Origin of the sequence: Enterobacter sp. BNK-16 (assembly GCF_048684955.1) — a bacterium.
Taxonomy (GTDB): domain Bacteria; phylum Pseudomonadota; class Gammaproteobacteria; order Enterobacterales; family Enterobacteriaceae; genus Enterobacter; species Enterobacter bugandensis.
Genome location: NZ_JBLQTQ010000001.1, coordinates 3,513,469 through 3,535,425, shown reverse-complemented (window position 1 = coordinate 3,535,425; position 21,957 = coordinate 3,513,469). Strand labels below are relative to the sequence as shown.

The 21,957-nt window shown below is 58.3% G+C and carries 19 protein-coding genes; 10 read left to right on the top strand and 9 right to left on the bottom strand.

Annotation, left to right across the window (positions count from 1 at the left end; all coding sequences use genetic code 11):
* The first annotated feature begins 1 nt into the window (after nt 1).
* The 5 genes from ACMGGH_RS17055 to dsbG all read left to right on the top strand — a co-directional run bounded on the left by ACMGGH_RS17055 (nt 2) and on the right by dsbG (nt 4,509).
* A complete protein-coding gene (locus ACMGGH_RS17055; protein ID WP_045630592.1) occupies nt 2-562 on the top strand; it encodes an RNA polymerase sigma factor in 561 nt (186 codons plus the stop codon).
* A gap of 87 nt (nt 563-649) precedes the next feature.
* Nucleotides 650-1,018 carry a hypothetical protein gene (locus ACMGGH_RS17050; protein WP_028013210.1) on the top strand — a complete coding sequence of 123 codons (369 nt, stop codon included), beginning with the start codon at nt 650-652 and terminating at the stop codon, nt 1,016-1,018.
* Nucleotides 1,019-1,066: 48 nt separating this feature from the next.
* Nucleotides 1,067-3,091 carry a protein-disulfide reductase DsbD family protein gene (locus tag ACMGGH_RS17045; RefSeq protein ID WP_232948270.1) on the top strand — a complete coding sequence of 675 codons (2,025 nt, stop codon included), beginning with the start codon at nt 1,067-1,069 and terminating at the stop codon, nt 3,089-3,091.
* 6 nt (nt 3,092-3,097) lie between these two features.
* Entirely contained in the window at nt 3,098-3,709 is a 612-nt protein-coding gene (locus tag ACMGGH_RS17040; protein WP_059357573.1) for a DsbA family protein, read from the top strand.
* Nucleotides 3,710-3,750: 41 nt separating this feature from the next.
* Nucleotides 3,751-4,509 carry a thiol:disulfide interchange protein DsbG gene (gene dsbG, locus ACMGGH_RS17035; RefSeq protein WP_059357572.1) on the top strand — a complete coding sequence of 253 codons (759 nt, stop codon included), beginning with the start codon at nt 3,751-3,753 and terminating at the stop codon, nt 4,507-4,509.
* Between the two features lie 40 nt (nt 4,510-4,549).
* Here the strand turns inward: dsbG and ACMGGH_RS17030 are convergent, their stop codons facing one another.
* The 9 genes from ACMGGH_RS17030 to ACMGGH_RS16990 all read right to left on the bottom strand — a co-directional run bounded on the left by ACMGGH_RS17030 (nt 4,550) and on the right by ACMGGH_RS16990 (nt 17,559).
* Complete coding sequence (locus ACMGGH_RS17030) at nt 4,550-5,842, bottom strand: glycoside hydrolase family 10 protein (RefSeq protein ID WP_059357571.1); 1,293 nt, start codon at nt 5,840-5,842, stop codon at nt 4,550-4,552.
* Nucleotides 5,843-5,849: 7 nt separating this feature from the next.
* Nucleotides 5,850-6,137 (bottom strand): VF530 family DNA-binding protein, encoded by a 288-nt coding sequence (locus ACMGGH_RS17025; protein ID WP_041909918.1) that lies wholly within the window; start codon nt 6,135-6,137, stop codon nt 5,850-5,852.
* Nucleotides 6,138-6,231: 94 nt separating this feature from the next.
* Entirely contained in the window at nt 6,232-8,406 is a 2,175-nt protein-coding gene (locus ACMGGH_RS17020) for a glycoside hydrolase family 2 protein (protein WP_232948269.1), read from the bottom strand.
* Nucleotides 8,403-11,069: a hybrid sensor histidine kinase/response regulator gene (locus ACMGGH_RS17015; protein WP_232948268.1), complete on the bottom strand. Its 2,667-nt coding sequence runs from the start codon at nt 11,067-11,069 to the stop codon at nt 8,403-8,405. Before ACMGGH_RS17015 ends, ACMGGH_RS17020 begins: the two co-directional genes overlap by 4 nt.
* An 11-nt stretch (nt 11,070-11,080) precedes the next feature.
* The gene (locus ACMGGH_RS17010) at nt 11,081-11,506 is read right to left on the bottom strand and encodes a hypothetical protein (RefSeq protein ID WP_028013202.1); all 426 of its coding nucleotides are present in this window, start codon (nt 11,504-11,506) and stop codon (nt 11,081-11,083) included.
* Nucleotides 11,503-12,897 carry a DUF3131 domain-containing protein gene (locus ACMGGH_RS17005; protein WP_232948267.1) on the bottom strand — a complete coding sequence of 465 codons (1,395 nt, stop codon included), beginning with the start codon at nt 12,895-12,897 and terminating at the stop codon, nt 11,503-11,505. Before ACMGGH_RS17005 ends, ACMGGH_RS17010 begins: the two co-directional genes overlap by 4 nt.
* Nucleotides 12,882-14,429, bottom strand: coding sequence for a DUF3131 domain-containing protein (locus tag ACMGGH_RS17000; RefSeq protein WP_232948266.1), 1,548 nt, complete (start codon nt 14,427-14,429; stop codon nt 12,882-12,884). The genes ACMGGH_RS17005 and ACMGGH_RS17000 overlap by 16 nt, the downstream gene beginning before the upstream one ends.
* Complete coding sequence (locus ACMGGH_RS16995) at nt 14,426-15,745, bottom strand: DUF3131 domain-containing protein (protein ID WP_232948265.1); 1,320 nt, start codon at nt 15,743-15,745, stop codon at nt 14,426-14,428. The genes ACMGGH_RS17000 and ACMGGH_RS16995 overlap by 4 nt, the downstream gene beginning before the upstream one ends.
* Nucleotides 15,742-17,559: a glycosyltransferase gene (locus tag ACMGGH_RS16990; protein ID WP_028013198.1), complete on the bottom strand. Its 1,818-nt coding sequence runs from the start codon at nt 17,557-17,559 to the stop codon at nt 15,742-15,744. Before ACMGGH_RS16990 ends, ACMGGH_RS16995 begins: the two co-directional genes overlap by 4 nt.
* A 280-nt stretch (nt 17,560-17,839) precedes the next feature.
* On the opposite strand from ACMGGH_RS16990, the gene opgC reads away from it, so the two are divergent.
* Genes opgC through ACMGGH_RS16965 form a run of 5 tightly spaced genes read left to right on the top strand, consistent with a single transcriptional unit; the run spans nt 17,840 to nt 21,946 of the window.
* A complete protein-coding gene (gene opgC / locus ACMGGH_RS16985) occupies nt 17,840-19,057 on the top strand; it encodes an OpgC domain-containing protein (protein ID WP_232948264.1) in 1,218 nt (405 codons plus the stop codon).
* An 11-nt stretch (nt 19,058-19,068) separates the two neighbouring features.
* Complete coding sequence (locus tag ACMGGH_RS16980) at nt 19,069-19,968, top strand: hypothetical protein (RefSeq protein WP_028013196.1); 900 nt, start codon at nt 19,069-19,071, stop codon at nt 19,966-19,968.
* A 9-nt stretch (nt 19,969-19,977) separates the two neighbouring features.
* A complete protein-coding gene (locus tag ACMGGH_RS16975) occupies nt 19,978-21,192 on the top strand; it encodes a PP2C family protein-serine/threonine phosphatase (protein WP_028013195.1) in 1,215 nt (404 codons plus the stop codon).
* Nucleotides 21,182-21,520: an STAS domain-containing protein gene (locus tag ACMGGH_RS16970; protein ID WP_028013194.1), complete on the top strand. Its 339-nt coding sequence runs from the start codon at nt 21,182-21,184 to the stop codon at nt 21,518-21,520. Before ACMGGH_RS16975 ends, ACMGGH_RS16970 begins: the two co-directional genes overlap by 11 nt.
* A complete protein-coding gene (locus tag ACMGGH_RS16965) occupies nt 21,521-21,946 on the top strand; it encodes an ATP-binding protein (protein ID WP_045630438.1) in 426 nt (141 codons plus the stop codon).
* Nucleotides 21,947-21,957: the final 11 nt, after the last annotated feature.

Genomic DNA, 21,957 nt, shown 5'->3' with positions numbered 1-21,957 from the left:
AATGAAAGCCGGGGAGGCGGGCGGATCCATGCTGATGTCGGCGCTCAACGCCTGCCGCGCCCGGCTGAAAGCCTTCATTCGCGGACGGACGTCCGTTCGCGATGATGCCGACGACATTTTGCAGGAAGTCACGTATCAGCTGATGAAAGTGGAGCAGCCGGTCGAAAACGTCGCGGCCTGGCTGTTCCGCGCGGCGCGTAACGAGATGACAGACCGGGCGCGTAAAAAGCGCGAGGTGCCGCTCTCCGGCTATTTTACGGGCGAAGACGAAGAGGGTTTTCCCGAGGACGAGCTGGCCGAAACCCTGTTCGGCGTACCGCAAACGCCGGAGGAGGAGTATCTCAAAACGCTGCTGTGGGAAGAGCTGGGGCAGGCGCTGTCAGAACTCCCGCCACCGCAGCGGGAGGTGTTTGAAAAGACCGAGCTGCACGGCTACAGCATTAAAATGCTGGCAGAGGAGACGGGGGCCAGCGAGCAGGCGCTGTTATCCCGCAAGCACAAGGCGGTGCTGTTTCTGCGCACGCGGCTGCGGGATATCTACGACGCGCTGACGGGTGAATAGCGGCGACAGACAAAACCTTACACTTCCGGCACTTGTAGATTCATCACTATCGTTTATGATCGGGGCATCTTGTTACTCTGGAATATTATGCGCAACCGTCAGCTCCTCGGAAAATGGCTTCTGATCATCACCTGTCTCGCGATGGCGATTTGCCTCGTGCAGCGTGCGGTGATGCTCAACCATTTTTTACAGGGACTGGATCCGCAGATTTCACTGAGTGCAGATGCCCCAACCCAAAGCAGCACCGAGCAGTCCGGGCCATCGCCCTGCCAGCTGGGCGCCCAGTCGCTTCTTTGTGCCCAGCCGCTGTTCTTCGACGGCGCGCTGCCGGCTATCATTATCTTCTTCGCGCTGTTACAGCTGCTGACGCAAGGGCGGGCATTCGCTCCCGCGGAACAGCCGGTTCAGGCACCGCCTCCCCGAATACACCTTAAAAACTGCGTTTTCCGTGAATGAAAATCATCGTCACCACACGATAATTTTTCACTGTTCACGGAGTAATACATGGTTAATCTCTTCAGGGGATTCGTCTTCCTGTGGCTGTCCTGCATCGGCGTTGCCCATGCGGCAGACACCGGCTGGCAGGTCTCCCCACAAAACGATCACGCCCGCATCCGCTTTCAGGCGGAAAGGGAACAAACGCATATTAAGGGCCTGCTCACCGTTGAGCTAAAGCCCGGCTGGAAAACCTACTGGCGATCGCCGGGCGAGGGTGGCGTCGCGCCAAAAATCAGCTGGCCGGACGGCGTTACGGATAGCTGGTCCTGGCCGGTACCGTCGCGCTTCGATATCTCCGGCATGACCACGCAGGGATATCACGATAAGGTCACGATTCCGATCGTTCTCGACGGGGTGAAGGGCGACGCGCTCAATGGAACGCTCACGCTCTCCACCTGCAGCAACGTCTGCCTGCTGACGTACTACCCGCTGCATCTCGATTTTACCCAGCCGGTGGATGAGGGCTTCCGTAGCGAGTTCGAACAAGCGATGCGCGCTGTGCCCGGTACGTCAGGCGTATCCGCAGATCTTTCCGCATGGCTATCCGGCGACAAGCTGGTGATTACCGGTACGACGGACGGGAAGTGGGACAATCCGGGGATCTACTTTGACCCGCTGGAGGGTGACATTCTCCCCGGCGAGCCGGCCATTAAGCACGACGGCAACACGCTTCGTGTGACGGTACCCGTGACCGACGAATGGGGCGATAAACCCGCCTCGCTGGAAGGCAAGAGGCTGTCGTTTGTGCTGACCAATGGCGGTAACGCGCAGCAAACCACCATGACCGTTGGGGCAACTCCCGCAGAGTCTTCCGCGCCTGAAGGAACGGGTAAAATGGTGCTTTTTGCCCTGCTTGGCGGATTGATCCTGAACCTGATGCCCTGCGTGCTGCCGGTAATGGGCATGAAGCTTAACAGCATCCTGCAGGCGGGATCGGACAGGCGCGCCATCCGGCTGCGCTTCCTGGCCACCAGCGCCGGGATCCTCACCTCCTTTGCGCTGCTCGCCGCGATGGTGACCGCGCTTAAGCTGACCGGGGCGTCGCTGGGGTGGGGCATTCAGTTCCAGAACCCGTGGTTTATCGGCCTGATGGTTGCCGTGACCTTCCTGTTTGCGCTGAATCTGTTTGGGGCGTTTGAGATGCTGCTCCCTTCTGCCGCCGCCGGGCGGCTGGCAACGGCAGGGGGCACAGGGCTTGGTGGCAGTTTCTGCGAAGGGATGTTCGCCACGCTACTTGCCACGCCGTGCTCCGCGCCGTTCCTCGGCACGGCGGTTGCCTTTGCCCTTGGCGCGCCGCTGCACGCCCTGTGGCTTATCTTCCTGATGCTGGGCGTGGGCATGAGCCTGCCGTGGCTGTTTGTGGCCCTGGTGCCGAAAACGGCCATGCTGCTGCCAAAACCCGGCCGCTGGATGAACACGCTCAAAACGATCCTGGGCCTGATGATGCTGGCCTCCAGCCTCTGGCTGGTCACGCTGCTGAGCCTGCATCTCGGCGAGGCGGTCAGCCAGGTCGTGATGCTGGTGCTGATCGTTATCGCGCTGGCGCTGTTCGCGAAGAAGGGGCAAACCTCCTCGCCGTTATTCTGGGTCGTGGTCATCGCGCTGTCGGTGTTCGGCGGGTATCAGCTGCGCGGGTTGCTCAACTCACAGTCTGACGCCACCACGCAAAGCGTCGCACAGACCATCCCGTGGCAGCCGCTCAGCGAGGAGGCCATTGAGCAGGCGCTGGCGCAGGGGAAACGGGTGTTTGTGGATATCTCGGCGGACTGGTGCGTGACCTGCAAAGTTAACGAGCACCGGGTACTGCGTCAGCCGGACGTTATTGCAGCGCTGAGTCAGCCGGACGTGGTGGCCCTGCGCGGAGACTGGAGCCAGCCCTCCGCGCTGATCGCAGAGTTTCTCGCGAAGCGAAACCGCTACGCCATTCCCTTTAATGAGGTCTATGGCCCCGGTACGCCTGAGGGGGACATCCTCTCGCCGCTGCTGGACAAGCGCACCCTGGTCACCACCCTGAACAACGCAAAAGGCTAATGTATTATGAAAAAATTCCTTATTACGCTTATGCTCCTGCTGGCCTCGGCTCAGGTCATGGCAGCCCAGCCGCTGACGCCGGACCAGGAACAGCGTGCACAGAAGATGATCGCTGATTTCCTGTTTAACGATCCGGATTCGCCGCGTATTGGCGCGAAAAATCCAAAGCTTACCCTGGTGGTGTTTACCGACTACAACTGCCCGTACTGTAAGAAATTCGATCCTTACCTGGAGAAGATCGTCGAAAAACACCCTGATGTGGCGGTGGTCTTTAAGTTTTTACCTTTCCGCTCGGAAAGTTCGCTGACCGCCGCGCGCGACGCGTTAACCGTCTGGCGCGCGCATCCCGAGCAGTTTATGAAATTTAACCATACCCTGATGGCCAAAAAGGGGTACCACGATGACGCCAGCATTCAGGAGGCACAAAAGCGCGCGGGGGTGAGCGTCACCGCGCCGGATGATGAGAGCATGGTGTCGATCAAACGCAGCCTGATCGTCGCTGAAAAAATGGGAATTCAGGGCACGCCCGCCACGCTTATCGGCGAAGGGCTGCTGCCCGGCTGGGTTCCTTTTGAACAGTTCGACGAAATGGTCAGTGACGCACTGAAAAACCGCTAACCTGAAGGGGGCGGAATGCCCCCGACAAACCGGAGAGGGAAATGAAAAAATTACTGTTACTTTCGGCGCTGGCGACCTCAGGGCTGGCCCAGGCCGCTGATGCCATACCGGATGTGGTGAAGCAGTTCAGCGAGCAGCAGCAGATCAAAATCATTAAGAAACTGGATGCCCCCGGCGGCGCACCGGCCTGGCTGGGGCAATATCAGGACATGGGCGTGACGCTGTTTTTAACCCCGGACGGCAAACACGTTATTTCGGGCTATCTGTACGATGACAAAGGAAAAAACCTCAGCGAAGGCTATTTCCAGAAAGAGATCTACGCTCCGATGGGGCGCGAGATGTGGAAGAACCTCAACGCGGCGCATCCCCTGAAGGAAGGGGCAGATAACGCCCCGCGTAAGGTCTTCGTCTTCGCCGATCCGTTCTGCCCATACTGCAAGCAGTTCTGGGCCGAAGCGCAGCCGTGGGTGAAGGCGGGCAAGGTTCAGCTCAACACGCTGCTGGTGGCGTTTCTTAACCCCAACAGCGGGCGCAACGCCTCTGCGATCCTGAATGCGAAAGATCCGGTTTCGGCCTGGCGCGAATACGAGCTTTCCGGTGGGAAAAAATTGCCAAAACCTGAAGGGGACGCTTCCCGCGAAACGGTAGCGATCCTGCAGAAACACCAGGCGCTGATGGACAGCCTCGGCGCTAACGCCACGCCGGCCATTTACTATCTGAATGCGGAAAACGAGTTGCAGCAGGTGGTCGGTATGCCGGACGCGCAGCAGCTTGAGGCGATGTTCGGGCCGAAGCCGTAAAAAATCAGGCAGAAACGGGGTGTTTCTGCCTGATAGTCACTTAACTACCCCAGCGTCCTTTGAGGTAGTTCACCGCCTGCTGGGTCTGCGGCTGGTTCAGGTAATCTTCCCGGAACAGGATGGTGCCGTTCACGTTGGGCAGCGAATCGTTAAGGTCGAGCTGTTTTTTCAGCTCCGGCACGCCGCCCTGTACCGTCCAGTCCGGCTCATTTTTCGACGGTTCGCCCACCTTGTAAAACGCGATACCGATATACAGGCGGGTGTGGGTCGGCTTGACGACGTCGGCCCACCATTTGGTCAGCACGTCGTAGCGCGCGGCGTCCCGGGAGAAGGGCCAGTATATCTGCGGGGCAATGTAGTCCAGCAGGCCCTGCTGCACCCACTGACGCGTATCGGCGTAGGATTCATCGTAGGCCGCGGCGCCGCGCGTGTCCGAACCCGCCGGGTCAAAGGAGCGGTTCCGCCACACGCCCGCCGGGCTGACGCCAAACTCCACGTTGGGCCTGGTCTGCTTGATCGCGCGGGAGACCTGCACGATCAGCTGCTGCGTATTGTGTCTGCGCCAGTCGGCTTTTGAGGCAAATCCCTGGCCGTACTGCCGCCAGGTTTGCGCGTCGTTGAGCGCGGATCCCGGCGATTCAGCGTAAAAGTAATCATCAAACTGCACGCCGTCTACCGGGTAGTTTGCCACCACTTCGGTCACCACTTTGGTTATCCAGTCGCGCACTTCGGGAATGCCCGGGTCGAGAACAAAACGATCGCCGGAGACGCGTACCCATTCCGGGTGCTGAACATAAACGCTGGACGGGGTCAGATATGAAGTCCGGTTCAGGGCGGCGATGGTTGAGGGCTTAGTATTGGTCGACACGCGGTAAGGGTTGAACCAGGCATGAACCTTCATGCCGCGCTTGTGCGCTTCATCCAGCATAAACTGCAGCGGGTCGTAACCCGGATATTCGCCGATGTTGCCCGTCAGCATATCTGACCACGGTAGAATTTTTGATGACCAGAGCGCGGTGCTGTCCGGCTTCACCTGGAAAAATATCGTATTGATGCCGAGGCGCTTAAGGTTGTCGAGCTTGCCGATCAGCGCCTGCTTTTGCATGGTGATGCGCTGGTCGGCGCTGCGGCCATTCACCGAGGCTACCGGCGGCCAGTCGAGACGAGAGACGGTCGCCAGCCAGACCCCGCGCATCGGCTCGTTTGCCTGCTGCGTCGGTTTGCTGGCGGTGGGAAGAGGGGTAACCAGTGATTTAGGTGGTTTTGAGGAGCAGCTTACAAGTAAAAGCGCGCAGGCAGCCAGCGCACCGATCCGTTTTACGTGTCGCGTCATTTGCGTATTAGCTCTTGATAATCCGACTGTTAGCCCAGGGATTAAAGGCGGGCGCCGCCTGTTCTGCGCTTTCCTCATCGTTGAGGGAGTCCAGATACAGGGCTTCAACTTCCGCGCGCGCCCACGGGGTGCGGCGCAGGAATTTCAGGCTCGATTTAACGCTGGGATCTTTTCTGAAACAGTTAATTTTGATGCGGTCGCCCAATTCGCTCCAGCCATACTTCGCCACCAGGGCGTTGACCATCATCTCCAGCGTTACGCCATGTAAAGGATCTTTGGAAATGTGTGCAGTCATAGGCGTCCGGATGTCTCGATTTTTTGGGGATTGGGGTAAACGCTGAAAGGGTACAAGAAAGCAGGGGAAGCGGCAATTTTCCTTTTCCCCTCGCTCACTTTATGACGGACTCCGTGCGCTGATTTTCACCGACAATTTTTCCCGCGCTGTTTTCAATCGTAAACCGAATCGACACGTCGTCCTGGCCCACGGGCGTAGCCGTCAGCGTTTTGACCATCGTTCCCGAGTCTGCTGCGATCGTCATCGTCGTCGTGCCTTTAGCCAGCAACTTGTCGCGCTGCGTGATACGCCAGGTCAGGCGGCATTCGCTGCACGGTTTCCAGGTGTCGTTGATGGCCCAGAGGCGCACGGTCGCCGCCGCGCCGGATTGCCACTGCGCGGTGACCGGTTCGATGGAAGGCAAAACAGGCTGGTACGCGCGCTGGAGCGCGTAAAACCCGGCTTTAGGCTTACGCAGGTAGTCCACCACGCCCCAGTTGATGGAGGGCCAGGTTTCCACAAACATAAAGTGGAACAGGGCCGTCACCGGCTGGTATCGCTGTCGGCGATAGCTTTCGGCCGCCGTGGCCACCAGCTGAGACTGGTACGCCTGGGTATTGCGAATCATCGCCTGAATATTCTTCCCGCGCGAAATACCGGCGAACTTAAAGGTCTGGAAGGGCTGAAAATTATGGTATTTCCAGACGGTCCAGCCGGGATCGTCGGCGGCAGTCGTTTTTGGCCAGAGCGACGCCGCCGGGATGATGGTTTTTAGCGTTGACAGGCGGGGAAGCGCCTGCGCGCCGAACTCGGTAATGATCCCCGTTTTGGCTGGGGCAAGCAGGTCGCGCACGGTGCCGAAGTACCAGCCCGCCCAGTAATGCTCCTCAACGGCGGAGAAGCGGTGCACGATGCGGGAGGTATCTTCGGCAAGCGTATCCGCCACCTTTTGCGTGAGCTCGCGATTCAGATCTTTATTCCAGTCCGGGAAGCGTTTTTCCATCCACGGCGAATTCCACGGCGGTTCGTTATGCCCGCCCCAGACGATGATGGCAGGCGAATTGCCAAACTGTTCGATCATCTCTCGCGTCTGTCGAACCGCATTTTCCGTGAAAGCCGCACTGTTGTTGTAGCCCCACTGCAGCGGAACATCCTGCCAGATCATCATGCCCATCTCATCGGCCACGTCATACAGCGCGCGCCCCGCAACGTGTCCGTGCACGCGTATGGCGTTGGCGTTCATGGCTTCCACCAGACGAAGGTCGCGTCGGTATTTTTTCCGCGTCATGGTGCCGAGCCAGGGGGAACCGATGTAATTGCTGCCCTTAATAAAAAGGCGCCTGTCGTTTATGAGCCAGCCCTTATTGTCGGGCTGCTCGACGATTTTGCGCAGCCCGGTGCGGGTTACCGCCGTGTCCATTAAGCCGTTTGCATCTCGCAACGCCACGCGAACGGTATACAGGTGGGGTTTCCCCGTGCCGATCGGCCACCACAGCTTTGCCTTCGGCATGGGCAGCGTCACCTGCACGGAATGGGCACCGCTTTCGAGAGTAACCGGAAAGTCAGCCTGATAGGGCCTGCCGCTGAAGTTGGCGGGCGTGGCAGTGAGCCGCACGGTCGCCGGGCCCTGATCGAGCGCGCGATAGCGAATCTCCGCTTTTAGCGTCGGGTGAGTCAGCCCCTGCGACCAGTCGGGCCGCAGGATGGTCTCATCAAGGGTGGCGCCCCGGCTAAGGTGCAGCCGGACCGGTGCCCAGATGCCGCCCGAGTTAGCGTCCTGTCCTTCCGGCGACCAGGCGCCACCGGGACGCGTGTCATGCTGATTCAGAACCCCCTTCATGACCGTTTTATGCAAAGGCCAGATCTTGTGCGGATCTTCGTAGGGGCTGTCTACCCTGACGATGAGCCGATTGTGACGTTGTAACGCCGGGTTGGCGTCCAGCGAAAAGCGCTGAAAGTAGCCCTCATGCTTGCCCAGCGGCTGGCCGTTCAGGGTCACCTCTGCCAGGTAATCGACACCGTCAAACACCAGGGTACTCATCACGTCGGGGGGCTGCACGGGCAGGGTAAACGCGTGCTTGTACCACAGCGCACCCTGATGATCGTACCCGGCGCTGTACCAGTTGGCAGGAACCTGAAGCGGATGCCAGCCTGATGCGGCAGGATGTGCGCTGTCATTGGCATCCTGAACCTGCCATTCTCCGGCCAGAGACCAACTGACCGGCGCAGAATTCGCCACCGCGTGGGTGGTCAACAGGGCAACGAGCAGCGTGCAGTTGCGAGCGTTCATTTGTTTACCCCGCGCGCGTTGAGCCACGCCATCAGGCGCAGCGATTCCTGGCGAAGATTTTCTTTCAGGGCCGCAAGCTGGCGCCCATCCAGCGTATGCGCGTCGCTTTCCAGCACCTGCAGCTGCTGTGCGAGCGTGCTGAAGTCCAGGGTGACGGCTTCTCCGCGCAGCTTGTGGGCCGCGCGTCGCAGCGCCTCGCGGTCGTTGCTGTCGATCGCCTGGGTAATGGTTTTGATTGCTTCATTTAGCCCTTCGCCAAACAGGGCCAGCAGCTCCTGTACCAGGGTGGGATCGTCAGCGCACTGCTTCAGCAGGCGTGCTTCATCCGGAAAACCGGAGGCGTCTTCGTGGTGCTGGAGCACGCGGGCAATCTCTTCAGCGAGACGCTCCTGGCTGATGGGTTTGGCAATGTAGCCGTCGAACCCCATATTCAGGCAGCGCTCTTTATCCCCCTGCATGGCGTGTGCGGTCATGGCGACGGTGGGTTGAGGCGGTCCGGGCCGGGACTGCTCTTCTTCACGAAGCAGGCGAATGGCGGTCTCACCGTCCATCTCTGGCATCTGAAGGTCGATCAGTAAAACGTCCCACGTATCCGCGCGCCAGCGTTCCAGCAGCGCGACGCCATTGTCGACGATCTGACAGCTATGACCGAGCCGCTCGAGCAGGCGCGCGGCGACCTTCTGGTTGACCAGATTATCTTCAGCCAGCAGGATCCGCAGTCCCGTGGCTGCAGGCGAGGCGACAGGTGCGGGCGTGCTTTCACCCACGGGTGCTGGCGAACGTTCAAACGCGGCGGCAATCGCCTGATGTAATTCATCCTGGGCGATAGGCTTATGCAGATAGTTCTTGATTCCGATCCGCTTCAGCATATTGATATCAAAATGTCGGCTCATGGAGCTCAGCATGATGATATGGCTTTCAGCAACCTGCGGCAGAACCGAAAGCTCAAGGGCCAGGGACACGCCGTCCATATCCGGCATCTGCGCGTCCAGCAGGATCAGAGGCCACGCCGTTCCCGTTCTAACCCGGTCAATGGCCTCGCTGGCGTTGTTAACGCAGGTGGGTTTCAGTCCCATCTGGCTGAGCATCGCGGCCAGCAGCCGCAGGTTGGTCGCGTTATCATCAACCACCAGTACGGGTTCACCGTTAAAGCGCTGGCTATGTGGGCGCTCTCCGGGCGCAAGGATCTGCGCCGCCAGCGGCAACGAGAACGAAAATTCGCTGCCTTTTCCCGGCTCGCTGGAGACCGTTAATTCGCCCCCCATGGCCGCAACCAGTCTTGCCGAGATGGTTAGCCCGAGCCCCGTACCGCCATAGCGGCGGGTGGTTGAGTTATCCGCCTGGCTGAAGGCTTCAAAAATAGCCTTCTGCTTATCTGCCGGTATGCCAATGCCACTGTCGCGCACGCGAAAACGCCATCGATTCGCGCTATCGCCGGGCTCAACAACCAGGATCACTTCTCCCTGATGGGTAAATTTCAGCGCGTTGCCCAGCAGATTGGTCAGGATTTGCCGCAGCCGCGCGCCGTCAACCAGCAGCACGTCGGGAACGTCGGGCGCAATATCAACCAACAGCTCGATGCCTTTTTCGCTCGCCCCCGGCATGTGCGGGCGAATGAGCGACTGAATAAAGGGGCGGACAGGTACGGGTTCCGTCTCCAGCTCCACTTTGCCGGCTTCAATTCGGGAAAAGTCGAGAATATCGTTGATGATATGCAGCAGAGACTGGGCAGAGCTCATCACCAGGGTCAGATAGTCGCGCTGGTCGGCACTGAGAGACGTATCCAGGCACAGCTGGGTCATGCCAATAATGCCGTTCATCGGGGTACGAATTTCATGGCTCATATTCGCCAGGAACGCGCCTTTTGCCTCATTGGCTTTTTGTGCCTCAATGGCCGAGGCGAACGCCTGAATTTCAGCCTCTTTGCGCCGCGTTATATCCTGCAGCGTACCAATGACGCGCTCGGCGTTCCCCTCAATGGAGAGCGTAACCACCTGGCCGGACAGCAGCATCCAGCGCAGTCCTTCGGTAGGGTGATGCACGCGAATTTCACATTCAAAGACCGGACGATGATCCTGCTTCGAAGCGTGCAGCGCCTTGCGTAGCGCTGCGCGATCGTCCTCGTGGACCTGATTGAGGAGAAAACGCACCGGATATCGCCACTGTGTGCGCGACTGGCCCAGCATGGCAAGCAGGGTATCGTTGACCTGGAGTGTGTCGCCGGAAACCTGCCAGTCCCAAATCCCGATATGAATGGATTCCGCCGTCAGCAGAAAGTCGTCATGCAGCTGGTGGCGCGCGCGCTGCGCTTCATCCAGCTCTGTAACATCGCTGTGCAGGCTGACAATACCGCCGTCCGCAAGCCGCTGATGCTGGACGAAGATCCGCCGCTGGCCCGCCTGGCGCACCTCGCAGTGTTTATCCTGCCGACAGTTGCGCACGATCGACTCGCGCAGCGTCTGCCGCAGGCCGGGGTCGACGTTGTAAACGGCGTCGATAAAGCGTTCCGCCAGCGCTTCAAGAGTCGTTCCCACCGTCAGCCACGGGGTAATGACCGGATAAAACAGGGCCACGTTGTGATTCCAGGCCTGAAGGCGTTCCTCGCGGTCATAAATCATGACGGCGGCCGGCAGCGCGTTAAGATCGTACGTGAATGAACTCATCGTGATTCCCCCTACGCGCGGTAGTGCAGTTCTGCCTGTCGGCGAAGGTATTCCAGCCCGGGCGCGATCGCCATGGCCCAGGCGGTGAGGATCTCATCGTCGCACTGCGGATCGCGCAGGCTCACCGCGTTCAACATCGCTTCGCGCCAAAGGGCAAAAAACCGCGGGGGAAGGTGGAGGCCGTCGTCGCTTTGCTCACGCGCCAGGCGCTCGAGAAAATCAGGGACGATCAGGGCGCCGTCGACCGCAAGCATGGCGAAGAAGCTTTTAAACAGGGTCTGCTGGCCCTCCCGATCCGGCAGACGAGAAAAATGTGCCTCGGTTTCGGGTGACATATGGACGAAGGCGTCATAGAACGTCTGAAAAAACGCGGTTTTTTCATTATTCGGAAAGACGCGGTTCAGGCTTGATTCAAACAGATCGCGATAGAACTTCACGGCGTCCTCCTTATGGTGCTTTCGCCCGGCAGACAGTGCCCGATGGGCGTGTATTGCTCTGCCAGACGGCGTGAGAAGTAGCTCTCTTTCTTCGACCGACGCACGTCAAACAGAGGCCCGGCGTTGTGTTTAAAGAAAAGGGCTTCCAGCACCGTGGCGTTGGTCGAGAGGGTTAAGGCAGCGTTGGTATCGCCCGTGGCTTCCTGACGGCCTTCATACCAGCCTTTCTGCGGATCGTTAAGGTGTTTGGTGACCGTCATCAGCACGTCGGTGTACGGGGTGTCCCACAGGGCCCACAGGGCAAAAACCGCTTTGGTCGATACCTGTGCGAAACGGGTGTAGTCCCGGCCATCGTCTCCGACTGAGTTCCAGGCATAGCCATTTCCCCAGACGGTATCCTGGATATGCCAGGGCGCCTGAGAGAGCGTGAAATCTGCCCTGGCCGTCAGGATTTTATCGGTCTCCCAGCGGGTCTTCTGGCTCAGCCAGACGTTTTCGGCCTGCTTGCGCAGACGCTGTTGCAGATCGGCCGCAACGCCTTCTGGCTCCCAGCCAAACTCCAGGCCCGGCAGCATATAGGGAAGGGTGGTAATCAGAGAGGGCTGCCACGTGGTGCGCGGATCGCGGGCATCGACGGCCAGACGCCGCTGGGCGATGATGACGTGGTGCGCCGGGGGCGTAAACGCTTTATCCGGGGAAAATCCCCACAGCTGAAACGCCGTCGCGGCATATTCACTTTCGCCCAGCCGCAGTTCCTCCCGCACGACCGGCAGACCGTTTTGCAGGGAAGAGGACCATAGCTCGCCTTCGCTATCGATGACCGGGCAGAAATTCCAGCGCAGGATAATTTTATCCAGGTATTCGCTGTACTGCGGCTCCCGCTCTGCGGTAAGGCGCAGGGCGAGCATCAGACGCGCCATGTCGCGCGCGGACCAGCCGTTTTTGCTGGGCTTGCCGCTAAAGTCGACTGGCGTCGCCGTCTGGCTGGAATAGAGTCGACCCGGCGTTCGGGCATCGGTCAGCATCAGGCGGTTAAGGGTGCCCATGAGACGGGTTAAGCGAGCGTCATACTCGGCGTCCTCAATCAGCCCCAGCTCTTTTGCCGCCAGCAGGGCGATAAGCGTATCGCCCATTTGCCAGAGCGTGACGCGGGGCTGTTTGTCGCTCCCGTTGACCAGGCCCGTTTGCGGCTGGGTATTATTGACGAAATAGCGCCAGGCGATCGTCGCCCACGTCTGCTCTTCCGGCGTCAGGGCGGCGATACGCGCGCTGGAGTGCCAGCCGCCGTGGATTAGCCAGCGCCAGCCTGCGCCCTGATGGCCAAACAGGGCAAAGATGACCCCGCCTGCAAGGAGTAATCCCGCGAGCCCTCTGGCTAAGGTTTTAAGCATTGCGCAGTCACCGGAGGCAGTTTAACGGGCTCGTCCACGCTGCATGACGCGCACTGACAGGCCTGACAGGCGGGTTTGGTTCGCTGCGTGACGCCGGTCCGGTCGCACCAGCTTTTTACGGCCGGTGTGCTGCTAAGGAACGGACGGCTGCGCAGCGCGTTGTTCTCTTCAAACTGATCGAGCAGCTTGCGATCCCACAGCGAGGGGGCAAAATCCTTGCTCTTTGGGTTGTCGGTGTTGAAGGCCAGCAGTTTTCCCTCTTTCTTGAACAGCAGGGCTTCCAGCATGATGCCGTTATTGTTCGCGGTGAACTCTTTGATCGGGCCGTCACCGTTTTCATACAGCCCTTCGTAGTAGCCTTTTCCCTCTTCGTTGGCATTCTCAATCGTATTCAGCAGGCGGTCGGTATAGGGGGAATTCCACAACACCCACATGCCAAGCGCCGCCTTCAGCGATATCGCGGCAGCGTTGGGGACGAACTGGCCTTTATCGGTAATGGTGTTCCAGTTGTATCCGTCGCTGAAGACGGTGTCATAGACGAAGTAAGGGGCCTTATCGAGCTGGTGCTCGGAGCGCGCGGTGAGGACGCCGGTAATGGTATAGCGGTTCTCCTGAGCCTGATAAACACGGTCAGCAAAGTTTTTCATCCACGTCAGGGAGTAGTCGCGCGGGGCGTTATCCCGGTCGGTCGGTTTATCAAAGCCGAACTCCAGCCCGTAGAGCAGGTAGGATTCCGTCACCACGTAGTTATGCTGCGACGTGTTGCGCGGGTCGCGCGTATCGTACGGGACCAGCACGCAGTAGATTTCGGCCAGCTCGTAAGGCTGCGGACGGCTGGCTTTACAGGTATTAAACCCCCAAAGCTGGAACCCGGCCGCGCCGTACTCTTCATAGCCCAGCCGACCTTCCTGAACGTACTTCGGCTGGCCGTTCTCGAGATAGGCCCCGTACAGCGTGCCGCAGGGGTCGATCGCGTGGCTGAAATCCCAGCCGAGCACCACGTTATCAATGCTGTTGCCGTATTCCGGATAGCGCTCTTTGACGATTTTCAGCCAGACCAGCATTCGCCCGATATCCAGCGCCGAGAAGCCAATTTCGCCGGGCTTGTTGGTGTAGTCCACCTTCTGGGCGCTGATGGTGTTATAGGCCTTGTTGGGCAGCTCGTTGCGGAACAGTACCAGGGTGTTTAACGTGGCGAGAAATTTCAGCATCCGGCGGTCAAATTCCGCTTTATCAATGATCCCGAGCTCGCGCGCCGCCGTCAGGGCGGCCAGATAGGAGGCGCTGTCCCACATGGTGGTGGAGGGAAATTTGTTTACCGCATTCACCAGGCCCGTCGTGGGCTGATAGTTGGTGACGAAATACTGCCAGGCGTTTTTCGCGATGGTCATCTCTCGGACCGTCAGCTCGCCGCTGCGCGGGGAGTAACCTGATGCAGGAAGCTCGGTGTCCGCACGCACGGTCGATAACGCCAGCCAGCAGATCGTTATTCCCGTGAGCAGGTAGAAAAGGATCGGGGATCGTGGCTTCATGGCGTTGCTCCTGCTGAGGGGGAAGTGTAGAGGCAGGCCAGACAGAGCATCTGACCATGCGCGATGTAAGACAGACTTTCCAGCACAATGGCATTGGTATCGGCGTCCACGACGGCATTGACGCTGTTGTTGAGATTTAATCCGCGCTGCCAGCCTTTACCCGGTACCTGAAGCGGCAGAACCTGCTGGCGCAGCGCTTCGCTCCAGCTGTTGCGGAACAGGGCATACCAGGCAAACGCGGTGCGGGTGGAGGTTATCGCCACTTTCTCCGGCACCTCGTCGCGCAGGTTGCGCGCCTGTACCGGCTGCCTGTTCGGCAGATCGTTGACGTAATCCGGCGCCGGTTCGGCGTAATCCGTGCTGACAGGGGGTTTTGGGCTGCGCAGGCTATGACGTCGCTGCTGGATCTGCATAATCCGCCACGCAATCTCAGCGCTCTGCGCGTCAAAGCCCAGCTCAAGGCCGGTTAACAGGTAGGGGAGACTGATCAGGGAGGTTTGCTTGCCCCATGGCGTGCGAAGCCCTTCATCCGGCACCATCACGCCATCCAGATCGATCATCTTTTGCCCTTCAGGCGGGTTGGTCACCGCGAGGCCTGCCGCGCTGTCAATCAGGCGCAGCGTATGGCTGGCATAGAGACGGTAGCCAAAACTGTCCCGCTGTTCATCATCGGTCAGCGTCCAGTGATGGAGCGGCACGGCCGCCTGGCTTTGGACGTTATGTTCAATCAGAGCGCCGGTGTTCCAGAGGCTGAAGAGATCATGGATAGCCGCCGCGTGCTGAGGATAGCGCCACAGGAGGGTCTGAAGCGCCGTCAGCAGGCGGCTCAGCCCAATTGCCGAGGCGTCGGATTTGCCGAGGATTTTCAGGGTATCCGCATGGTAATACGCGGCTGGCAGGCCTCGCTCGTTGAGCGGCAGCTGCCCCAGCGCGAACAGGGCCGTACCGATCCTCTCGTCGAACTCATCGGCGGAAATAATGTTGAGCTGCTCTGCGGCAGCGGTCGCAAACAGGTAGCTTCCCACGCTCCAGAGGCTCAGCCAGGGTTCACCGTCGCTGGCATTCGCCAGCCCGTTTGGCTGGGTATTATTCACGTAGTATTGCCAGGCGACCCGCGCCCAGATGGCTTCGTCATAGGTCAGGGCGCGTTTCGCAGGCAGCGGCGGGAAGTCTTTGCTGAGCGCGATGCCGCCGCTGCTTTCCACGCGCGTGGGCATCTGTTTCTCCACCCAGACCACAATGGCAAAGCCGAGCAGGAACCCGAGCAAAATGGTGAGGTAGCTGCGCGCGGGCAGCAGGGCATCACGTATCCTCATTGGGTGACCTCATCCTCTTCGGCGGGCGTCCACATGGCCGCGAAAATCAGCGGCAGCATGGCGGCGATGTTCACCCCTCCCCAGAAAATATTGATGACGTAGCCGGAGGGGTCGTCCACCTGTCCACGCGCCACCTGAATACCGCCCCAGATAAGCCCTGCGAGGGTCAGCACCACAATGGCAATCTGCGGCTTCACCAGGTAGAGAAAACGGCCCGTCTGCCGCTCTTTTGGCGTGACGTGAAATTTGATCTGCTCGCCCCGCAGCACGGTATTGAGCGCGCGCAGGTTCATGGAAAAGAAGGAGAGGTAAGAGGCCCTGCCGTCCCAGGCCGAGATCCCCCATGTCCCGAACATAAACGCCAGTTCAGAGAAGATAAAAAAGGGGAGAAAGTGGAGATAGAACGGCGTCGACCATGCGGATACCGGCGGAATGCCGGTGAACAGATAGATAATGGGCGAAATCAAAAATACCGTGTTCCACACGCAGGCCATGTAAGACCAGAAGGTGGTGGCATACATCAGCGTCTGGGGGAGGGAAAGCCGGAAGCGGCGACGGCTGAAGATATTGTCATGGAACAAAATATCCAGCGAGCCGGCGGCGTATTTAAAGCGCTGGATCATCCAGGTCAGCATATCCTGAGGAGAGAGCATCTTCGACTCCACCCGCGGATGCATGACCGAGCGCCAGCGTCGCGCGGCGTCACCGTGCAGCAGCACCGAGGTGTAAATATCTTCGGAGACGTGAAATTTGTAGGGGGTGAGCTCGGTGTCAAACGCCACGTGCGGGCGCATCGCCTCCTGCAGCGCTTCGCGGGTTTCTTCATCGCGGATGTCGCGGGTGTGGCGATGGATCTCCTCTTCGACGGACCAGACGTAGCTTCTCAGCGCGGCCTGCATGACCGCCTCGCGCCGGTGTATGGAGGCCGCGCCGCAGCAGAAAGCCGCGTTCGCCCAGTTGCGCCGCCGCAGGATCACGTCATAGAACATGCGCGGATCGTTAAAAAACGGGTCGCGGCCTACGGTCACCGGGCCAACACACTTTTGAATCAGCCAGCCCAGACCGTAGCCCACTTTTCCGGCTTTTCGCTGGCCCCAGCGTGACAGATTTTCTCCTTCCGGAAGGTCGAAGAACCACTGCGGCGTCTGCACCCAGGCCACGTCCGGATCGCGAAAATAGCCCAGCGTATGGCTGAGAAGGGTGGGAAATACGCGGGTATCGGCGTCGCAGATAACAATGAAATCACCGTCGGTTTGCTCAAGACCGTTGCGCAGGTTGCCGGCCTTAAAGCCGATGTTGGTCTGGCGGCTGATATAGTTAACGCCTTCCTCGTCGCAGACGGCTTTCATCTCCGGGCGGCGGCCGTCATCAAGCACGTGGATCCGGTAGTCAATCGGGTACGGGTAGGCCATCTTTAGGGCGTCGCGAATGGACAGCCTGACCAGCTCGGTGTCTTCCGAGTAGGTGGCAATGAACAAATCCACTTTAACAGGACGAGGTTCTACGGCCTCTTCCGGAAACAGGCATTCGTTAATTTCGCCGGGGGGCGGACACTGGGGGGGATCCTGTTCTTTCCATAAGTTGATGGTAAACAGCACGGTCCCTATCCACGCCAGCGTTTCGGCGAGGACCAGCGGTATGGCATACCATAGTGCGTCAGTATTCAGGGAGGCGGTCCAACGCCAGTAAATATAATTTGCACCCAGAATAAGCGCCGCGACCGCTAATACCTGCCAGGTCATCATGACCCAACGCGGTGTTGTTAACGGTTCCGGAGGACGACGATGTTCAAAACGGGAAAAATAAAAATCCATAGTTCCGGCGTTCCTGATTCCGTGAAAATGCAGACCCATTCTGCTGCGCAGACAGTTGCCCAAAAGCGAAAGAAAATAGCGAGTAAACAAGATTTAAGATAAGTGTAGAACGCCGAATAAAAGTGTCCAGCGTCGTTTTTATTAATATGAAGTGGTGGTTAATTTGGATTTAATTCTGCTTAATATGTTTCATCTGCCGGTGATAAATTGCAGTTACTATTCCTTTAGACTATCTACTTTATTTAGACCTTAATTTTCGTTTTCAGGCAAAGGACACCCTATGAGCCATGTTGCGCCGTCGGTCGCGCAAGAAGATGACGCTAAATCAATAACATGGAGGTATGTCGTTGCAGGTGCTCGTGACCTGAGAATTGACTTTATGCGCGGCATTGCCCTCGTCATGATGGTCGTGGCGCATACGGAGGTGATGTCGATATTTAATATATTCTCTTGGGAGCGTTTTGGGTTAACAACAGGTGCAGAAGGCTTTGTCATTCTCTCCGGGTTTATGCTGGGAATGCTGAATCGCGCGCGTCTGCAAAAAGTGGTTTTGCTTACGGTTTCTTGGGGGCTTTATCTCAGGGCATGGAAAATATATCGCGTAAATATCATTATCATAGTGTCGTTTATTCTGCTGGCCTATATCCCACATATTAACGTTTTCGAGGTCACCCATTTTACCGACCGCTTTTCGGGTCAAAGCTGGTCGCTTTATCCTGTGACGCCGCAAATTAAAGAGACCTGGTTCAACATTATTCTCTATTTACAGATCGGCCCCCACCAGACGCAAATTCTCGGACTGTATATCTTTTTGCTGCTACTCAGCCCGCTATTTTTAGGGATGCTGCAGAAAGGAAAAGTCTGGTGGCTGTTAGGGCTGTCGCTGCTGGTGTACAGCCTGTGGCAGCGGTGGCCGCTTCGGCTGACGCCGTCGGAATTCGAATTTGCCTTCCCGCTGCTCGCCTGGCAGTTCATCTTTGTGCTGGGCATGGCCAGCGGCTGGTATAAAGCCGAACTGCTCTCGTTCGCCCGGACGCCCCCGGGCAAAGGGGTGGTGGTGGCGCTGGTCATGGTGTCACTGGTGCTGGGATTTGTTGCCCAGAACCATACCAACCCGTTTATGCCGCCCGCGCTGCTGATGCACGTCATCCCGCCTGACAGCTTCAATTCGTTTTATCACACCTGGGCGGCGAAGAATGGGCTGGGCCCGGTGCGGGTATTGAACGATATCGCCCTGATGGTCACCGTCTACCTGGTGCTAACGTATTGCTGGACGCCGCTCAACCGCCTGCTGGGATGGTTCCTCATCCCGCTAGGGCAGCACTCGCTCTATACCTTTATTTTGCATGTTTACGTGGTGCTGCTGGTGAGTCAGTTCATCACCTTCGATTTATGGCGTCACGCCTGGATAGAGAACACGTTAGTGCATGCGGCGGCACTGGGTATTTTGTGGCTGATGGCAAAATACGACGTCGGCGCACGCTGGATACCTAACTAAGGATGGCGGTTATGCGCGAAAAATGGCTTCTGGCGGGCGTGCTGCTCGCCGCGATACCCGCCGCGGAGGCGGCGCAAAGCAGTGATAAAGAAACCCTGCGCGATAAGAACGGTGAACCCGTTCAGGCAGGCGTTTTTACCAGCCGTTGGGGGCGCCTGTTCTCGGGTAACGACAAGAAATTCTCAGGTGCGCTTAGCTTTAGCTCGGGACTGAAAGAGCAGTGGATGAGCATTCCTAACAGTTCAGACACCGCCACGGAAAAGAAAAAGATTAACCAGACGCTGAATCTCAGCCTTCAGTATTCCCCCTACAGCTTCTGGTTTGCCAACATTACGTCCCGACTGCCGGTCAGAGACACCAGCCGCTACACCGCCGATTTTCGCTACAGCTTCGGCTACGATGACTGGCACGCCAACACCGTGAGTCTGGTTTACAGCAACTACGGCGATAACCATTTCTGGACATCGGGCAGCCGACGACACACCTATTTCGAACAGGGCGCCTTCACGCTGGCCTATAAGTTTTCGCTACCGAAACCGGTTGAAAACACGCTCCTGATTAATAAAGGGGATTCCATCATTTGCCAGGTCGGGTACAGCTGGGTACCGCGCTACTACGACCTCAGCAGCGATGACATCCGCAAAAATAAAAACGTCATGCTCGGCGGCTGCGGCTACACCTTCAAACAACATTTCTTCGTTCGCGCGACGGCATTCTGGTTCCCGGACAGCAGCCAGCAGCAGCCCTGGAATGGCGATTATAGCTACAGCTTCGGTTATGCCGGCTATACGCCGGGTTCGTTCTCCATCCAGTACGCGAATTATGCAGGAACGCGCTATCCGGGGCACGGCAACGGGAATGCAAAATTCAGGGAAGGGACCGTGAGCCTCATCTGGTTCTTACCGCTTTAGGAGGGATGTATGTCGGCGCTGCACGTGTTAATCGTTGAAGATTCGCTGATTTATCGTCGGTTACTCTCCCGAATGCTCACCCAGTGGGGATATATCGTGAGCGAGGCGGAAAACGGTGTCGACGCGCTGGAAATCTTGTCCAGCCAGCCGGTCAGCATGGTGATAAGCGACTGGGAAATGCCGGAAATGGACGGACTGACGCTGTGTCAGACCATCCGCAACCGTCAGTTTGGCCGCTACGTGTATATCATCCTGTTGACGGCCCGCGAGAATGCCGGGGACGTGACGCAGGGGTTTGATGCCGGAGCGGATGATTTTTTGAGTAAGCCCGTTGAGCAGGCTGAACTGCGGGCGCGGCTTCATGCCGGGGTCCGTATCCTGACGCTGGAGGCGACCCTCGCGGCGCACAACAAGCGCCTGAGTGAAGCGTTGCATCAGATTGAAAAAGATCTGGAACTGGCTGCGCGCGTTCAGCACTCGGTGCTGCCTTCACGCCGCTTACGCTATGGCGACTACTTCTCCGACTGGCTTTTCCTGCCGTCAGCCTGGGTTTCGGGCGATGTGTTCAATATTTTCCCTCTGGATTCACATCTGGGATTCTATTGCGTTGATGTCTCGGGTCACGGCGTGGGGGCCGCGATGATGTCCCTCGCGGTGGCTCGCCAGTTTTTACATGGCCGGGTGGTGGATCGCTTTCTGTTTACCGAAGAGGGGGGGATTCAGTCACCTGCGGAGGTTGTCAGGATGTTGAACAGCCGCTTTTGCAGTGAAGAGAGCGACATCACCAGTTATTTCACGCTCATTTACGGCGTGATCGATCCAGAGACTGGTGAAGGGTGGCTGTGCCAGGCCGGGCATCCTACTCCCTTCATTGTAAATGCGGACAGCGCCGTCACGTCCGTGGGTGATGGCGGACCGCCGGTCGGGCTAATCCCGGATCTGAGCTGGGAAGACGTCGCGTTTACCCTCCATCCAGGGGATCGCTTATGCTTATTCAGTGACGGTATTACCGAGTGTGAGAACGTCAGCGGCGAGCAGTTTGGCCCGCAACGTCTCGAACGCTGGCTTCATGAGCATGCCCGGCTCCCCGTTGACCAGCTCCTGCCGCGGTTCGGTGACCACCTGACCGGCTGGCGTAATGCAAACCGTGATGAACCGATCGCCTTAACCGATGACGTGTCACTGCTCGTGATTGAGCGTCAGGGAGAACAGAATGATAATTAACACCGAACGATTACCGCATGCCAACATTCTCACGCCCGCGGTCCGACGGCTGGACGCCTCCGTTGCTGCGACGTTTAAAGCGTCCGTGACGGAGGAAATCGGCAGCGATCGTAAAGCCTTAATCGTCGACTTTAGCAAAGTGGATTTCATCGACAGCAGCGGGCTGGGGATGCTGGTGTCGTTGTTTAAGCTGATGAACGGGAAAGGCGACATGGCGCTGTGCTCTCTGAACCCCGGGATCATGAACATGTTCACCCTGACCCGAATGGATCGTATCTTCCGTATCTATCCGGATAAACATAGCGCGCTTGCGCAGCTGGGGCAGTAGATGCAGAGGCCAGAGCATGCTGAATTTCCGGCGGCGATCGCGTCCCTGACGCCGCTGTCCGACTGGCTGAGAGACAGGCTGAGCGCGCTTCCCGTCGATGACGAGTGGCGTTTCGCCTTCGATCTCGCCGTTTGTGAAGTGGCAACGAATATCATCCGCTACGCGCTTCATGAGGATAATTCGAGCGTCTTTAGCGTACAGTTCGCCATCCGCGGCAATGACGTCTGCCTTGTTTTTACCGACGCGGGTGACGCGTTCCCGCAGGAGCGTCTTGAGATCGCCCGGCGAGACCGTTTCTGCGAAATGTCGCCGCTGCTGGAGAGCGGCAGGGGGCTGATGCTCATATTGCTGAGCGTCGATCGTTTCACTGTTGAACGCGTGGCGGGTGAAAATATCGCCACGCTTGAAAAGAAAATACGCGTATGACCTGCGGGCCA

Bases quoted from the DNA above. Each gene is read 5' to 3' on its own strand.
- dsbG (WP_059357572.1), top strand. From the start codon at position 3,751: ATGAAAAAATTACTGTTACTTTCGGCGCTGGCGACCTCAGGGCTGGCC.
- ACMGGH_RS17055 (WP_045630592.1), top strand. From the start codon at position 2: ATGAAAGCCGGGGAGGCGGGCGGATCCATGCTGATGTCGGCGCTCAAC.
- ACMGGH_RS17000 (WP_232948266.1), bottom strand. From the start codon at position 14,429: ATGAAGCCACGATCCCCGATCCTTTTCTACCTGCTCACGGGAATAACG.
- ACMGGH_RS17020 (WP_232948269.1), bottom strand. From the start codon at position 8,406: ATGAACGCTCGCAACTGCACGCTGCTCGTTGCCCTGTTGACCACCCAC.
- opgC (WP_232948264.1), top strand. From the start codon at position 17,840: ATGAGCCATGTTGCGCCGTCGGTCGCGCAAGAAGATGACGCTAAATCA.
- ACMGGH_RS17015 (WP_232948268.1), bottom strand. From the start codon at position 11,069: ATGAGTTCATTCACGTACGATCTTAACGCGCTGCCGGCCGCCGTCATG.
- ACMGGH_RS17005 (WP_232948267.1), bottom strand. From the start codon at position 12,897: ATGCTTAAAACCTTAGCCAGAGGGCTCGCGGGATTACTCCTTGCAGGC.
- ACMGGH_RS16975 (WP_028013195.1), top strand. From the start codon at position 19,978: ATGTCGGCGCTGCACGTGTTAATCGTTGAAGATTCGCTGATTTATCGT.
- ACMGGH_RS17050 (WP_028013210.1), top strand. From the start codon at position 650: ATGCGCAACCGTCAGCTCCTCGGAAAATGGCTTCTGATCATCACCTGT.
- ACMGGH_RS16980 (WP_028013196.1), top strand. From the start codon at position 19,069: ATGCGCGAAAAATGGCTTCTGGCGGGCGTGCTGCTCGCCGCGATACCC.
- ACMGGH_RS17040 (WP_059357573.1), top strand. From the start codon at position 3,098: ATGAAAAAATTCCTTATTACGCTTATGCTCCTGCTGGCCTCGGCTCAG.
- ACMGGH_RS17030 (WP_059357571.1), bottom strand. From the start codon at position 5,842: ATGACGCGACACGTAAAACGGATCGGTGCGCTGGCTGCCTGCGCGCTT.
- ACMGGH_RS16970 (WP_028013194.1), top strand. From the start codon at position 21,182: ATGATAATTAACACCGAACGATTACCGCATGCCAACATTCTCACGCCC.
- ACMGGH_RS16965 (WP_045630438.1), top strand. From the start codon at position 21,521: ATGCAGAGGCCAGAGCATGCTGAATTTCCGGCGGCGATCGCGTCCCTG.
- ACMGGH_RS16990 (WP_028013198.1), bottom strand. From the start codon at position 17,559: ATGGATTTTTATTTTTCCCGTTTTGAACATCGTCGTCCTCCGGAACCG.
- ACMGGH_RS16995 (WP_232948265.1), bottom strand. From the start codon at position 15,745: ATGAGGATACGTGATGCCCTGCTGCCCGCGCGCAGCTACCTCACCATT.
- ACMGGH_RS17045 (WP_232948270.1), top strand. From the start codon at position 1,067: ATGGTTAATCTCTTCAGGGGATTCGTCTTCCTGTGGCTGTCCTGCATC.
- ACMGGH_RS17025 (WP_041909918.1), bottom strand. From the start codon at position 6,137: ATGACTGCACACATTTCCAAAGATCCTTTACATGGCGTAACGCTGGAG.